The sequence below is a fragment of the Qipengyuania sp. RANM35 genome (genome assembly GCF_041021145.2).
GTDB lineage: Bacteria > Pseudomonadota > Alphaproteobacteria > Sphingomonadales > Sphingomonadaceae > Qipengyuania > Qipengyuania soli.
In genome coordinates this window covers 2,589,306-2,603,367 of sequence record NZ_CM196433.1, presented here as the reverse complement: position 1 = coordinate 2,603,367, position 14,062 = coordinate 2,589,306, and the positions used below count along the sequence as shown (strand labels likewise).

Annotated in this window: 15 protein-coding genes and 1 tRNA gene; 14 read left to right on the top strand and 2 right to left on the bottom strand. The window is 63.4% G+C overall.

Annotation, left to right across the window (positions count from 1 at the left end):
• Positions 1 to 159 precede the first annotated feature (159 nt).
• Positions 160 to 1,242, top strand: a complete 1,083-nt coding sequence (locus RAM60_RS13110; RefSeq protein WP_369026397.1) for a tyrosine-type recombinase/integrase — start codon at positions 160 to 162, stop codon at positions 1,240 to 1,242.
• 10 nt (positions 1,243 to 1,252) lie between these two features.
• Here the strand turns inward: RAM60_RS13110 and RAM60_RS13105 are convergent.
• A tRNA-Arg gene (locus RAM60_RS13105) sits at positions 1,253 to 1,329 on the bottom strand.
• A 137-nt stretch (positions 1,330 to 1,466) separates the two neighbouring features.
• On the opposite strand from RAM60_RS13105, the gene RAM60_RS13100 reads away from it, so the two are divergent.
• From RAM60_RS13100 to RAM60_RS13060, 9 genes are all read left to right on the top strand, one after another.
• Positions 1,467 to 1,865, top strand: a complete 399-nt coding sequence (locus RAM60_RS13100) for a hypothetical protein (protein ID WP_369026398.1) — start codon at positions 1,467 to 1,469, stop codon at positions 1,863 to 1,865.
• A 60-nt stretch (positions 1,866 to 1,925) separates the two neighbouring features.
• Positions 1,926 to 2,408, top strand: coding sequence for an MmcB family DNA repair protein (locus tag RAM60_RS13095; RefSeq protein ID WP_369026399.1), 483 nt, complete (start codon positions 1,926 to 1,928; stop codon positions 2,406 to 2,408).
• Positions 2,409 to 2,457: 49 nt separating this feature from the next.
• Positions 2,458 to 3,174: a sterol desaturase family protein gene (locus tag RAM60_RS13090; RefSeq protein ID WP_369026400.1), complete on the top strand. Its 717-nt coding sequence runs from the start codon at positions 2,458 to 2,460 to the stop codon at positions 3,172 to 3,174.
• Entirely contained in the window at positions 3,171 to 3,620 is a 450-nt protein-coding gene (locus tag RAM60_RS13085) for a DUF2141 domain-containing protein (RefSeq protein ID WP_369026401.1), read from the top strand. The genes RAM60_RS13090 and RAM60_RS13085 overlap by 4 nt, the downstream gene beginning before the upstream one ends.
• Positions 3,621 to 3,735: 115 nt before the next feature.
• Positions 3,736 to 5,829: a hypothetical protein gene (locus RAM60_RS13080; protein WP_369026402.1), complete on the top strand. Its 2,094-nt coding sequence runs from the start codon at positions 3,736 to 3,738 to the stop codon at positions 5,827 to 5,829.
• 61 nt (positions 5,830 to 5,890) lie between these two features.
• Complete coding sequence (locus RAM60_RS13075; RefSeq protein WP_369026403.1) at positions 5,891 to 6,994, top strand: phosphatase domain-containing protein; 1,104 nt, start codon at positions 5,891 to 5,893, stop codon at positions 6,992 to 6,994.
• 5 nt (positions 6,995 to 6,999) lie between these two features.
• Positions 7,000 to 7,914, top strand: coding sequence for an alpha/beta hydrolase (locus RAM60_RS13070; protein WP_369026404.1), 915 nt, complete (start codon positions 7,000 to 7,002; stop codon positions 7,912 to 7,914).
• Positions 7,915 to 7,924: 10 nt separating this feature from the next.
• Positions 7,925 to 9,304, top strand: a complete 1,380-nt coding sequence (locus RAM60_RS13065; RefSeq protein WP_369026405.1) for a M48 family metalloprotease — start codon at positions 7,925 to 7,927, stop codon at positions 9,302 to 9,304.
• An 18-nt stretch (positions 9,305 to 9,322) separates the two neighbouring features.
• Positions 9,323 to 10,009 (top strand): DsbA family protein, encoded by a 687-nt coding sequence (locus tag RAM60_RS13060; RefSeq protein WP_369026406.1) that lies wholly within the window; start codon positions 9,323 to 9,325, stop codon positions 10,007 to 10,009.
• A 3-nt stretch (positions 10,010 to 10,012) separates the two neighbouring features.
• Here RAM60_RS13060 and RAM60_RS13055 read toward each other — a convergent pair whose 3' ends face one another.
• Positions 10,013 to 10,624, bottom strand: coding sequence for an HD domain-containing protein (locus RAM60_RS13055; protein ID WP_369026407.1), 612 nt, complete (start codon positions 10,622 to 10,624; stop codon positions 10,013 to 10,015).
• A gap of 81 nt (positions 10,625 to 10,705) precedes the next feature.
• Here RAM60_RS13055 and RAM60_RS13050 point away from each other — a divergent pair, with 81 nt between their 5' ends.
• From RAM60_RS13050 to RAM60_RS13035, 4 genes are read left to right on the top strand one after another with little or no spacing between them, the layout of a single operon-like run.
• Positions 10,706 to 11,938, top strand: a complete 1,233-nt coding sequence (locus RAM60_RS13050) for a sensor histidine kinase (protein WP_200981768.1) — start codon at positions 10,706 to 10,708, stop codon at positions 11,936 to 11,938.
• Entirely contained in the window at positions 11,935 to 12,735 is an 801-nt protein-coding gene (locus RAM60_RS13045; RefSeq protein WP_369026408.1) for a LytR/AlgR family response regulator transcription factor, read from the top strand. The genes RAM60_RS13050 and RAM60_RS13045 overlap by 4 nt, the downstream gene beginning before the upstream one ends.
• Positions 12,735 to 13,595 (top strand): carboxylating nicotinate-nucleotide diphosphorylase, encoded by an 861-nt coding sequence (gene nadC, locus RAM60_RS13040; RefSeq protein ID WP_369026409.1) that lies wholly within the window; start codon positions 12,735 to 12,737, stop codon positions 13,593 to 13,595. Before RAM60_RS13045 ends, nadC begins: the two co-directional genes overlap by 1 nt.
• A 40-nt stretch (positions 13,596 to 13,635) precedes the next feature.
• A complete protein-coding gene (locus tag RAM60_RS13035; protein WP_369026410.1) occupies positions 13,636 to 14,052 on the top strand; it encodes a hypothetical protein in 417 nt (138 codons plus the stop codon).
• Positions 14,053 to 14,062 lie beyond the last annotated feature (10 nt).

Sequence of the window (14,062 nt, the reverse complement as noted above, 5' to 3'; positions counted from 1 at the left end):
TCAAGCAAAGCGACGTCAAGAGAGCACTGGTTGCAGCAAAGAGTGCCGGATTCCAGCCTAGTAGCTGCAAGATTTGTCCGACGGGAGAGATCGTGGTCATATTTGGCGAAGGCGAGCAATCCGCCAACAACTCTTTTGATGCTCTGATCGGGAAAGCGCATGGCTAAGCGATGGCTTCCTAAATGGACCTCCGAATATCGGGATCGTCATGGAAAGCCGCGCTACCGCTTCCGCCGGAAGGGGTTCGCTCAATACCTGTTTAAGCATCCGCCAGGAACTGAGGGTTTCCGTCAGGAATATGAAGCCTGTAAACGCGGCCTGGCCGCTCCTGCCATCGAGCCAGGTGCAGGACGTGCAGCGCCGGGATCATTTGATGACTTAATCGGGCGGTACTACCGCTCACCGGATTTCCTGAACCCATCGGACCGAACGCGCGAGGTATACAGAGGTGTTATCGAACGATGGCGTGTCAAATACGGCAGCGCCAAGGTTCGTGACCTTGAGGCACGCCATGTTGAGGACATGATGGCCGAAATGTTGCCGTACCGCACAGCAGCGAACATGTTGCGCAAGCGCCTCAGTGCACTGATGCAGTTCGCCATCCGGCAAGACATGGCACAAACAAATCCGGTAATTGCCACGAGACCCTACGAAGTAAAAGGTGGCGGCTTCCATACGTGGACGGAACTGGAGATCGAACAATATGAGGCTTGCCATCCGCTTGGAAGCAAGGCGCGGCTTGCGCTCGCCCTCATGCTCTGGACAGGTCAGCGAGGCGGTGATGCGCGGGTTATGGGTCCACAGCACATCAAGCATAAACGCCTTGTGATCACGCAGGAAAAAACTGGCGTCACCGTCTCACTTCCGATCCTGCCGCCGCTAGCTGAGGCAATTATGGCCGCACCGGGCGGCGCTCTGGTTTTCCTATTGAGCGAACACGGGAAGCCCTACAGCCGCAAAGGCTTCGGTAACAAAATACGCCAATGGTGCGATGAGGCTGGGCTACCCGAATGTACCGCGCATGGACTTCGAAAAGCGGCAGCTCGACGTTTTGCAGAGGCTGGCTGTAGCAATCAGCAGATAAAATCATGGACCGGCCACACGACAGATAGCGAGGTCGCCCGATACACTGCAGCAGCCAATCAAGAGACCTTATCAGACGCAGCTGCAGAGAAGCTAATGGCTAACCTTCGCAATCGGTTAGCCATCAAGGGCCATAACCAGCTCAACAAGGAGGCATAAATGTCAAAGGTGGCGCACCCGACAGGATTCGAACCTGTGGCCTCTGCCTTCGGAGGGCAGCGCTCTATCCAGCTGAGCTACGGGTGCCTGGAGCCGCGAGGGCAGCCTTTCGGCGAGCGGGGCGCTTAGCAAAGGGCGGGGTGGCTCGCCAGTGCAAATCGCGAGCGGGCCATGGCCTCGCGCGTTAGCCATTTGGCAAGCATGCAGGGTTAATCATCGCATGCATGAGCGCGATGTCCCACGAATTCGACCTGAGTCAGGCCACCATGTTGCCGCCGGTTGCCGCGTCGCCCCGCCTGTTGGGGGATGTGGCGACATTGGCGAACCAGTGGGAAGCGGTGCACGAGGCCGCCGCCGCAGTCGGCCACCTTGCCCAGTTGGGTCGCGAGGAACCAACCGACGAAGTGCTCGCCCTGCCTTTGCGCGCTGCCGAAACCGGCGGCTACACCTTCGAGGCGGTCGCCCGCGGGATCGACGATCTCTCCGCCGTGATACAGCCTGGGCTGCGCGCCCTTCTGGCGATCACGGCGCAGGGCAAGGACACGACCGCCGCCGCGCTGACGCTGTGGCGCGAATTCCACCACGCGCGCGCTGCCATCCTGAGCATCGTCGAGACCGACTGAGCCGATTTTCACGTTCGATCGACGGTTGACGTCGTTCGCCATCTGTTCCAGTTTCGCCGGATGACGGATTCGGCATTGGCACAGGCGGAAACAGCGGCGAGCGTGTCGCGCGGCATTGCACGGCTGTTCGCCCGCAACGACATCTGGTGCATTCCCGAAATGCCCCTGCGCAACGGTCGCCGCGCCGATCTCATGGGCGTCGACCCCAAGGGCCGGATCATCATCGTCGAGATCAAGGTCCAGCGAGGAGACCTGCTGGGTGACGGCAAGTGGCCCGACTATCTCGACTTTTGCGACCGCTTCTACTGGGGCCTGCCGCCGGGGCTCGATCGTTCTCCGCTGGAGGGGCCCGACTATCGCCCTGATTGTTGCGGCATTATCGTGGCCGACGGTTACGACGGCGAGATCCTGCGCCCCGCACCACTGCACCCGCTTGCCGCTGCACGCCGCAAGGTCGAGGTCGAACGGCTCGCCCGCGCGGCGCTGCGCCGGATGACCGTTGCCATCGATCCACACTGTGCGCCCTGGGGCACTGCCGAATAGCAACGCCCCTGTTCGCATCTGCACACGTCGGGCATAGGGTGGCGCAGGAATGTGGACCGGGATCGCCTTTTCAGCACTCGCCATGACCGCCATCGTCGCGGTGCGCTATCTGGCGACCAGCGGCGGCTTCGCCCTGCTAACGCGGCATGTCCGCCCCGGCTATCACACGAAACTGGGCCCGCAGATCCGGCGCGAGATCAGCTGGTCGCTCGCCTCGGCGGCCATCTACGGCATCCCTGCGGGTGTCGTCGCCTGGGGCTGGCAGGAGCATGGCTGGACCCGGATCTACACCGGTTGGAGCGACTACCCCGTTTGGTACCTGCCGATGGCGCCGCTCATCTATCTCTTCGCGCACGACACCTGGTTCTACTGGACCCATCGCTGGATGCACCGCCCGCGCCTGTTCCGCATCGCCCATGCCGTCCACCACGCCAGCCGCCCGCCGACGGCCTGGGCCGCGATGAGCTTCCATCCGTGGGAAGCAGTTACGGGCGCGGTGGTCATCCCGGCGCTTGTTTTCCTCGTACCCATCCATGTCGCCATGCTCGGCCTCGTGCTGTTGGTCATGACGGTGATGGGCGTCACTAACCACATGGGCTGGGAGATGTTTCCCCGCCGCCTCGTTCATTCGCGGTTGGGAGAATGGCTGATAACGGCCAGCCATCACCAGCGTCACCATGAAGAGTATCGATGCAATTACGGCCTCTATTTCCGTTTCTGGGACCGGCTCTGTGGCACCGACCACGGACTGAGCGCGAACATTTGAGCCGCTTCGCCGCCTTGCTGGCCCTGCCCCTGGCCGCCATGCTCGGTGGTGCAACAACGCCCGCCGACGGGGCGACGATTACCGTCAAGGTTACCGAGGTGCGCAACGCCAAGGGCATCGTTCGCGCCTGCATGACCGCCGATATGAAGAGTTTCCCGAAGTGCCGCGGCGTGCCCGGTGCCTATGGCGCGACAGCCCAGGCGCACGAGGGTAGCGTGAGCTTCACCTTCACCGGCGTGAAACCGGGCCGATACGCGATCGCCCTGCTCCATGACGAGAATTCCAACGGCAAGGCCGACCGGGCTCTGGGCATGATGCCCAAGGAAGGCTTCGGTTTCTCGCGTGATGCGGCAGTGCGCATGGGCCCGCCGAAGTTTTCCGATGCTGCCATCGATATCGGTGGCGAGGACCAGGCACTTACCATCCGCATGCGCTACATGCTCTGATGCGCCGACCCCCCCGCCGGGCAGAGTTGGCAAACGTATTTAACCCAATGTTTACCACGCAGGGGTCATACCCTCTTCCGAATGAGCACAACTCTTTCGGGGGCAGTGGAATCCAATGGACAGGCTTGGCGGCTATTTCGGCACGCATGACGAAGAAGAACCCTTCGACGATTTCGTCGATGAGGGGGATGCCGATCTCGATCCGCCGCCCTCGCCCGTCGGGCAGGACGAGCGGCGCATGCAGGTGCGCGCCTACAACCACTGGGCGAGCCTGCTCGGCGACCTGAACTACCCCAATATCGACGATCTCGAACCGGAGAAGCTCGATGATTTCGGCCCCTATTCGGTCCTCCTCGGCCTGGTCGACGGCATCGAGGATCCCGATGTCCTGTTCGTCGGCTCCGAACTCGTCGAGGAATGCGGCGAAGCCGGTGCCATGGGCAAGCTGTCCGACGTTCCGAGCCGTTCGGTCCTCAGCCGCATCACCGATCACTACATGCAGATTCTCGCCAACCAGGCGGCGATCGGCTTCGAAGCGGAATTCGTGAACGAACGCGGTGTGACCGTGCTCTATCGCGGCATCCTGCTGCCCTATTCGAGCGACAACGAGACGATCGACTACATCTACGGCGTGATAAACTGGAAGGAGATGGTCGACCAGCAGACCGCCGACGAACTGCTGCTGCAGATCGGTCAGGCCCTGGGCGACTTCGACGACGACCTTGCCGACGACGAGCACCACATCGAGACTGCCGAAACCCTGACCGCCGTCGATGCCGATGGCTGGGACGATGACGAAGCCGAGGGCGAAGAGGACGATGCCGACGTGCTCGAGCTAGGCAGCATCGCTGGGGCTGCTGACGCTTCGCTCTCTGCACTGCCCGAACCAGCTTTCGGCGCGGTCGAGGAAGTTTCAGACGCAGCGATCAAACCGCATCGCGGCGTCGATGCGCTTGGCAATCCGATCGGCAGCCTGCGCGACGACGAGGGATACGAGCTCTCGGACGAGGGCGACGATGATTTCGACGGCGGCCTGAAGACTGCTGCCGACTATGGCCTGCCCGACTGGGACGACGAGGAAGACCTTGAGAACGAGGACGTCGACGACGTGGTCGATCCGCTGGCGGACGAAGACGTGTCGAGCAGCCTCACTTCGCTGGTCAGCCGCGGCGAACGGACCAAGAAAGCCGTTGACCTGTCCGCCATGGACGATGGTCCGGCCATTCCGCAGGAGTTCGTTCCGGAACCGCCGACCATTACCTTCTCTTTGCCCGATCCGTATGAGGTCGTGGATGAGATCGACGAAGACTTCGCCGCATCCGAAGTGGTCGAAAGCGAGGCATTCGAGCTCAGCCATGAAATTTCCGTCGACACCCCCGGCTTCGATGCCGCGGGCGAAGACGAGGATGAGGACGAGGACGAGGACGAGGACGACGCCTACGAGCTCGGGTTCGAGGCAATCGCCGAAGACGACGACAACGAAGACGAGATTTTCGAACTCGAGGATATCCTCGAGGATGCGCCCGAACCGGTCGCTACAGTCGATGCGGAAGTCTCCGAGGAAATCCAGGATGACGAGCCGGTCATGGTGCCGGAGGAATCGCCGGAGGGCCTCTACGACTGCCTCGCTGCTGCGCGCGAACTCGCCCAGGCGGCACAGAACACCGAGGACCGCAGCCGCAAGGCACTCTACGCCGCAGTCGGCCTTGCCTACGACTTCAGCCTCGAGACCGAGGCAGACCCCGAAGGTTTCGACGAACTGCTATCCGACAACGGCCTGACCGTTCAGGATCGCGCGCCGATGACCCCGGTCGTCAAGCTCGTGTTCGGCGCGGAATACGACAAGACCCGCCTCACCGAATATGCCGCCGTGCTGATGCACGCTCATCGTATCGGAGTTGAACGTGGCGCTCTCGCCGGCTTCCTTCACGAAGCAGAGGGCGGCCTCAAGGGCGTCGTCAATGCCGAGCGCCGCGCGCGCAAGGAAGAGCAGGGCAAGCCCGTAGAAGATACCGACGGCGTACGTTCGGCCCTGGCGAAAAAGCTGCGTAAGGTCGACCCGGTCAACTTCGACAGCCTGGGCACGGACGGCCCAGAGTTCGCACTTGTCATGGTCCGCCGCACGCCCGAGGGCGAGCTGGTGGTGCTGGGCGAAGTGCCAGAGGACGTCCCGCTGGTCGAACGCGCGGCGCGCAAGCTGCTGGGCTAAACCCCTTCCACACCGAGAAATTCCTTGTCGCCCAGGCGCTCCATTGGGTAGCGCCCGAGCGATGCCGTTTCTCCCCACCGCTCCGGTCCGCATCCAGTCTTATTTCGGCTATCGCAATCGCGAGCGGCTCCACATCACTGCCCGGGCCCTGCGCTCGCGAGTGGACCGGTTCGAGAAGGGCGGCCGCTGGCGCGCGGTGCGCACCATGCTGGCGCAGTTCGTCAGTCACGAGGTCCCCGATCTTGCCGTCGAGCTCGAGATCGCGCGCCCCGGCGGTACCAGTCATCGCCACCAGGGCCTGACCGACAAGGAGGGCTTCGTCCACTTCGACATCCGGCTCGATCCGGAGTGGGCCCTGGCCGAGCAACCGCAATGGGAGACGGTTGTCTTCCACTGGACCAACGGGACGGGTGCGCATTGCATCGACGGACACGTGCTCGCTCCGGGTACTGCGACAGGCCTGGCGGTCATCTCCGACATCGACGACACGATCGTCGAAACCGGCATCACCGGCGATTTCGGGGCGGTGATGCGCAATTGGCGCCGCGTGCTGGTCGAAATGCCCGAGGAACGCATCCTCGTTCCAGGTGCCGACATATTCTACAATGCCTTGGGTGGCGGGAACATCCTGCCGGCGGGCGACGGACACGCCGGCGAAAGCCAGCCGGCGACCAACCGTCCCTTCTTCTACGTCTCGTCCAGCCCGTGGAACCTGTTCTCCTATCTGGTCGCCTACATTCGCGGACGCGGACTGCCGCTGGGTCCGATCATGTTGCGCGACTGGGGCCTCAACCGCGACACCTTCGGTTCCGCCAGTCACGGGGCCCACAAGCTGGTCGCCATCGAGGTCATCCTCGCCACCTATCCGGAGCTGAAGTTCGCCCTCATCGGCGATGACAGCCAGGGCGACCTCACTGCATTCTCGGCAATTGCCGCAGAACATCCCGGCAGGATCCGGGCAATCTTCATTCGCAAAGTGGGAGAGGCCATGAGCCCCGAGGAACTCGCGGCGCAAAAGGCCATCGAAGCGGCCAAGATACCGCTCTGGCTGGGCGACAGTTACGCCACCGGACGCGATTTCCTTGCCTCGATCGGCCTCCTCGGCGACGAGGAGACGAGAGCCATCGTCGAAACAGTCGAAACGACCGACCCGCGGAAGAAATGAGACGCATGATCAAGATACTCGGCGGCATCGTGCTGGTGCTGCTCCTCGCCGGTGGCGCGCTCTTGCTCGCCATCCGCAACAACGGGCCCGCCGTCCTCGACGCGGTCGACCGGATCGCAGGCGGCAAGCGCGACGTGGTTCTGGTCGAAAAGGCCCGCTACGGCGATGCGGCGAAGCAGAAAGTCCGCGTCTACCGCCAGGGCAAGGACGGCGAACCGATTCCGGTGTTCCTGTTCGTCCACGGCGGAAGCTGGCGTTGGGGCGATCCGGACGATTACGGCTTTGTTGCGCGGGCAATGGCGCCCGAAGGCTATCTGGTCGTTCTCGCCGCCTATCGCCTGGGCGAATCGGGACGATATCCGGCAATGCTCGAGGACACGGCAGCCGCGATCGCCTGGACCCGCGCCAATGCAGCAAGGCTGGGCGGCGATCCCGATCGTATCGTCCTGGCGGGCCATTCGGCCGGCGCTTACAATGTCGTCCAGGTGACACTCGAGCCCAGGTGGCTGGCAGCACGCGGCGTGCCCGAAGCGAGCATTCGCGGGGTCGTCGGGCTTGCCGGACCCTATGACTTCTTCCCCTTCGACAGCGATTCGACCAGGGCCAGCTTCGGTTCGGTCGGTGCCGGGGCCGAAAGCCAGCCGGTCAACCACGCCAGGGCCGATGCGCCGCCGATGCTGCTGGTCCATGGCGAAGAGGATACCCTCGTCAAACCGCGCAACACGCGTGCGCTTGCCGCCGCACTCGAGGCCAAGGGGTCCAAGGTCGAAACGCTGTTCTACCCGGACGCGGACCACAACGCCCCGCTGATCTGGCTCGCCGCTCCATGGCGCGACCGCCGCGACGTCGCTGCCCGGATCGTCGCCTTTGTCCGCGAGAACACTGCAGTTTCAGTTCCGGTTCAGGCCGGAAAGCCTTAGCAAGGGAGCAATGCGTTTGCTCTCGCGCCTGCTGGCCTTTCTTGCCCTCGGCATTCTCGCCGCCCAACCGGTCGCGGCCCAGAGCGTCTTGCGCGACGCCGAGACCGAACACTTCCTCAAGGAAATTTCCGATCCGCTGGTGGAAGCCGCAGGTCTCAAGCCCGGCAATGTCGAAGTGGTGTTGCTCAATGACCCCTCGATCAACGCCTTCGTCGCCGGCGGACAGACCGTTTACATCCATAGCGGGCTGATCGAGGCAGCTGACAGCGCCGAGGAAGTGCAGGGCGTCATCGCCCACGAAATCGGCCACATCACCGGTGGGCACATCCTGCGCTATGGCGAAGGCGCGGCGAATGCGACCAAGATCACCATCCTGTCGATGCTTGCCGGGCTCGGCGCGGCGCTGGCCGGGGCGGGTGATGCCGCCATGGGCATCATGGCCGCCGGGCAGCAGGCGGCACTGGGCAAGTTCCTCGCCTTCAGCCGGACGCAGGAATCCTCGGCCGATGCGGCGGGGGCAAAGTATCTGTCCGGCGCAGGGATTTCCGGACGTGGATCGCTGAGCTTCTTCGGCAAGCTGCTCAACCAGGAATTCCGCTATGGTTACAGCCAGAGCGACGAGGCCGGCTTCTACCGCACCCACCCCCTGTCGGGAGATCGTATCTCGGCGCTGAAGCAGGTCTACGAGACCGATCCCGCGTGGGACAAGCCCGCCAACGCGCGCAACCAGCGCAATTTCGAACGGATCAAGGCCAAACTCACCGGCTATATCGCCAAGCCCAACGAGACGTTGCGCGACTATCCCGAGAGCGATCGCAGTATCCCCGCCCTCTATGCCCGCGCCTATGCCTATCACAAGAACGCCCGCGTGGACCGCGCGCTCGAAGCGGCCGATGCGTTGCTCAAGGTCGATCCGCAGGATCCCTATTTCCTCGAACTGAAGGGGCAGGTCCTGCTCGAATCCGGGCGCCCCGCCGAGGCGATCGAGCCTCTGCGCAAGGCGACCGAACTGACCAATGCCGAGCCGCTGATCGCCGGCCTCCTCGGCCATGCGCTCATCGCCACCGAAGACCGCTCACATTACGACGAGGCTGAAAAAGTTCTGCGCGCCGCAGTCGGCCGCGATCGCCTCAATCCCTTCGCATGGTACCAGCTCGGCGTGGTCTATGCGGCCAAGGGCGACATGCCGCGCGCCCGCCTCGCCAGCGCGGAACAACAGGTGATGAGCGGGCAATACGCCTTCGCCCTGCGCAGTGCGCAGGCAGCGGAGGCCGGTCTGGAAAACGGCACCCCTGACTGGTTGCGCGCACAGGATATCGGCCTTGAGGCCCGTGCCATGCTGGAACGCGAGTGCGAGATGCAGCGCGGTCGCAATTGCGACAGGCTTTAGGGCCGCATAGGAGGGGGCATGAGAAACTACATCGTCACCGCAATCATCGCGCTGGTTTTCGGCTTAGCCGGGGCGGGTATCTGGTCCATTTCCGGCCTAGGTAATGGGCAGGTGCGCGACTATCTCGTCGCCAATCCCGAAATCCTTCCCGAAATGGCGCAGGCTTACCAGCAGGGGCAGTCGCAAGAGCGGCTGGCCGAGGTTAAGGATGCGGTCGACGACGTCTTCCCCGGCGCGGTGCTGGGCAATCCGAACGGATCGAAGGTGCTCGTCAAGTTCACCGACTTCGCCTGCACCTATTGCCGCCAGAGCGTGGCGCAGGTCGATCGCCTGATCGCCGCAGACCCCGAATTGAAGGTCGTGATTCGCGAATGGCCGATCTTCGAAGGCAGTGAGACATGGGCGCGCATCGGTCTCGCAGCGGCCAAGCAGGGCAAGTATGCCTCTTTCTATCACGAGATGTTCAAGCTCGGCCCGCCCAACGCAACGACCATCGAGCAGGCAGCCAGGATCGCCGGTGTCGATCTGGAGGCCGCAAGCGCCTACGCCACGTCGGAAGAGGTGACCGCGGAGCTCGAGCGCAACATGGCCCTTGCCCGCACGCTGGGCTTCACCGGCACGCCGAGCTGGATCGCCGGTGGCGAAGTGGTCGAAGGTCTCGTGCCGACGTCGCGCCTCGCCGAGGCGCTCGACATCAAGATCTGAGGCTTACTCCTCGGCGATAGCCTTGGCGTACATCGAGGCGAGCGGCTTCTCCATCACGCGGCGCACCATCGGCTCGAAGAATTCGAGCGGCTCGCTGTCGTAGTCCGGATCGAAGGCCGACTGGTCGTACTTCTCGCAGAACTCGCGGCACGCCTCGTAATGCGGGTGACCCATGAACTTGTCGCGCGCGTTCTGGTCCATGCCGAGGAAGTGGAAGTAGTAATAGCCCTGGAAGGCCCCGTGGTTCTGGCAGATCCAGTGGACTTGCTCGGAAACGAAGGGCTTGATGATCGAGGCCGCGACTTCGGGATGGTTGTAGCTGCCGAGCGTGTCGCCGATGTCGTGCAACAGCGCCATCAGGACATACTGTTCGTCCCGTCCGTCGCGATGCGCGCGAGTCGCGGTCTGCAGCGAATGCTCCAGCCGGTCGACGGGGAAGCCGCCGAAATCACCGTCGAGCAGCTTGAGATGGTCGAGCACGCGGTCGGGCAGGCCCTTGGCGAAGGCGCGATATTCGCCGCCGATGATCGCCCAATCCTCGGCCGTGCCTTGCTTCATCTCGCGGAACTTTGCCCGTTCGCGGTTCTCGTGGTCGATCGTTTCGTGCACGCCCATCGCGTCTCTCCCTCGCTTCGTCAGCATGGGTGAGTGTAGCGACTGGTGCAATTCGTCGCAATTGGGCTAGAGGGGGCGGCAATGGCAGTGCTGCCCATTCGACCGACGCCGTTCTTTGCCAACAAGAACCAGGCGTTCTGGAACCTCCAGCTGGCCGGCTGGGGCGGGACCGCGATGCTGCGCGCCATGTCGTCGCTTGCCAATGGCCAGCCGACCGACCGCCTGGTCATCATCCTCATCGCCACGATCACCGGCTTTTCGGTCAGCCTCATCCTGGCGGTGATCTACTCTCAGCTGATCAAGCAGCGCCCGCTGATCACATGGGGCGCGACGGCGGTCGTGCTGATGGTCGCGACCGGGCTCTATGCCTTCATCGACAGCTGGGTGCTCGAACTTGCCGGGGGCGCGACTTCGGGCAGCTTTGCCAGCCTGTTCGTCGGCATCTACTTTATCGACCTGACCCTGCTGGGCGCGTGGTCGGCGCTCTATTACGCAATCAATTTCTTCCTCCAGGTCGAGGAACAGGCCGACCGGCTGGAGCGGCTGGAAGCGCAGGCAACCAGTGCGCAGCTCGCCATGCTGCGTTACCAGCTCAACCCGCATTTCCTGTTCAACACGCTCAATTCGATCAGCACTTTGGTCCTGCTCAAGCAGACCGAGACTGCGAATGCGATGCTGACGCGACTGTCCAGCTTCCTGCGGCATACCCTCGTCACTCAGCCCGGCGGCAAGGTCACGGTCGCGCAGGAGGTCGAGACGCTGAAGCTCTATCTCGATATCGAGCGCATGCGGTTCGAGGAGCGCCTGCGCACCGATTTCCGTATCGAGCCCGAAGCAGCGAAGGCCTGCCTTCCGTCCATGCTGCTCCAGCCGCTGGTCGAGAATGCGATCAAGTACGGCGTCAGCCCGCAGGAAGAGGGTGCCGAAATCAGCGTGGTCGCACAGGTCGTCGGCCCGCGCCTGCGCGTGACCGTCGCGGACACCGGGCCGGGCATGTCGTTCAACAGTGTCGAGGCGGGGCTCCCTGCAGTGCGGCCGACGAACGCGCGGCGCGATTCCACCGGCGTCGGCCTTGCCAATATCCGCGACCGGCTCGCCCAGGCCTATGGCGACGAGCACCGGTTCGAAATCCGCTCGCCCGAGAGCGGCGGCTTCTCGGTTCTCATCGAACTGCCCTATGAGAGCGACGAAGCGCCCGCTCCGTTCACCGCAGCGCCAGATAGCGGCGCTCAAATCGCAGCCTCCCAGAAACAAGCGGGCGCCTCGCCCGTTATTCCGCTGCAACCTCCCCGGAAAGCACCACAGGCATCATGACTATTCGCACCATCCTCGTCGACGACGAGAAGCTCGCCATCCAGGGTCTCCAGCTCCGCCTCGAACCGTTCGAGGACGTCGAGATCATCGAAACCTGCCAGAACGGGCGCGAGGCGATCCGCGCGATCAAGACGCTGAAACCCGATCTCGTGTTCCTCGACATCCAGATGCCCGGCTTTGACGGCTTTTCGGTCGTGCAAGGGGTAATGGAGATCGAGCCGCCGCTGTTCGTCTTCGTAACCGCTTTCCAGGAACACGCGATCCGTGCGTTCGAAGCGAATGCGGTCAACTACCTGATGAAGCCGGTCGACGAGGACAAGCTCGCCGACACCATCGAGCGCGTGCGCCAGCGCCTTGCCGAGAAGAAATCGACCGAAGAGGCAGAGAAGCTGAAGAGCGTGCTGTCCGAAGTCGCGCCCGAGGCCGCCGAGGAATTCTCGACCGAGGACGATGCCGAGGCCGCGAGCCGTTACGAGAAGCTGATCAACGTCAAGGACCGCGGCCAGATCTTCCGGGTCGAGGTCGGCACGATCGAGCATATCGAAGCCGCCGGCGACTACATGTGCATCTACACCGGCGACAATTCGCTGATCCTGCGCGAAACGATGAAGGATCTCGAGCGACGCCTCGACCCGCGCAAGTTCCAGCGCGTCCACCGTTCGACCATCGTCAATCTCGACCAGGTCCGGCAGGTCAAGCCGCACACCAATGGCGAATGTTTCCTGGTGCTGGATAGCGGTGCCGAGGTGAAGGTCAGTCGCTCGTACCGCGACGTCGTGGCCCGTTTCGTCCACTGATGGCATTCACTCTCGAAGGCTTCGACCTCGACCGCTTCGTGCGCGAAACGCTGGCGGAGGACCTCGGCGAAGGGCTTCCGGGCGGCGGGATCGACGTCACCAGCGAGAGCGTCATCCCCGCCGATGCGCGCTTCTCCGGTGTAATGGACACTCGTGATGCCATAGAGGTTGCTGGGCTTCCTGTAGCAGAGGCCTTCTTTCGTGCACTCGATCCGCACATGCAGATCGACATCCTCGTCGACGAGGGTGCAACCGTCCCGGCAGGCACCGACCTGATGCGGCTGGAAGGCAATGCGCGGGCCATGCTGACGGCCGAGCGCAGCGCGCTTAACACCGTCCAGCACCTCTCCGGCATCGCCACCATGGTCGCCGAGTATGTGCGCGCGATGGACAATCCCGATTGCACCCTGCTCGACACGCGCAAGACCATCCCGGGCCTCAGGCATCTGGAGAAATACGCCGTGCGCATGGGTGGCGGGGCGAACCATCGCATGGGCCTGTGGGATGCAGCGATGATCAAGGACAACCACGTCCTCGTCGCCGGATCGGTGGGCGAGGCGGTGCGCCGCGCGGTCGCGGCGGGCGTGAAGGACATCATCTGCGAGGTCGACCGGGTCGACCAGATCGAACCGGCGTTGGCCGCGGGCGCGACACGGCTCCTGCTCGACAACATGGACCCCGCGACGCTGCGCGAGGCGGTGGCGTTGGTGGCGGGCCGCGTTCCGACCGAGGCGAGCGGCGGGATCAACCTTCAGACGATCAAGGCCAAGGCCGCGACCGGCGTCGATTTCGTCTCCGTGGGGCGCCTGACGCAAAGCGCGCCGGCAGCAGACATCGGTCTCGACTTTACCCCGCTCTAGCTTTGCGGCATTTGCCGCGAGAAAGAACTTGGGAGGTTGCATGAAGCCCGCATCGGTGAAGAAGTTCGACATGCTCTATCTCGGCTCGGTGGCCGTGGGGCTGGTCGGGGTCGCGCTCAATTACGGAAATATCGTCGATGCCGCGAATGCGGAGATGGCCGCACAGGGCCTCGAAGCCACGATGGGGGGCGGAGTGATCGTTGTCTCGCTGCTTTTCGGCGTGGTCATCAGCCTGGCGCTGTGGTTCCTCGTCTCGGTCCTCAGGATCGAGATGGTGAAGTGGATCATCGCCCTGTTCACCGGCTGGAGCGTGGTGTCCTACATCGCCTCGTTCGATTCCCGCATGGACCCCTCGATCATCTCGGGTCTGGTCAGCACGGTGATGACCGTGGCGGCGATCTATTTCCTGTTCCAGCCCGATGCGAAGGCGTGGTTCGCCGAGAAGCGGGGCGTCTGACATCGGGAAG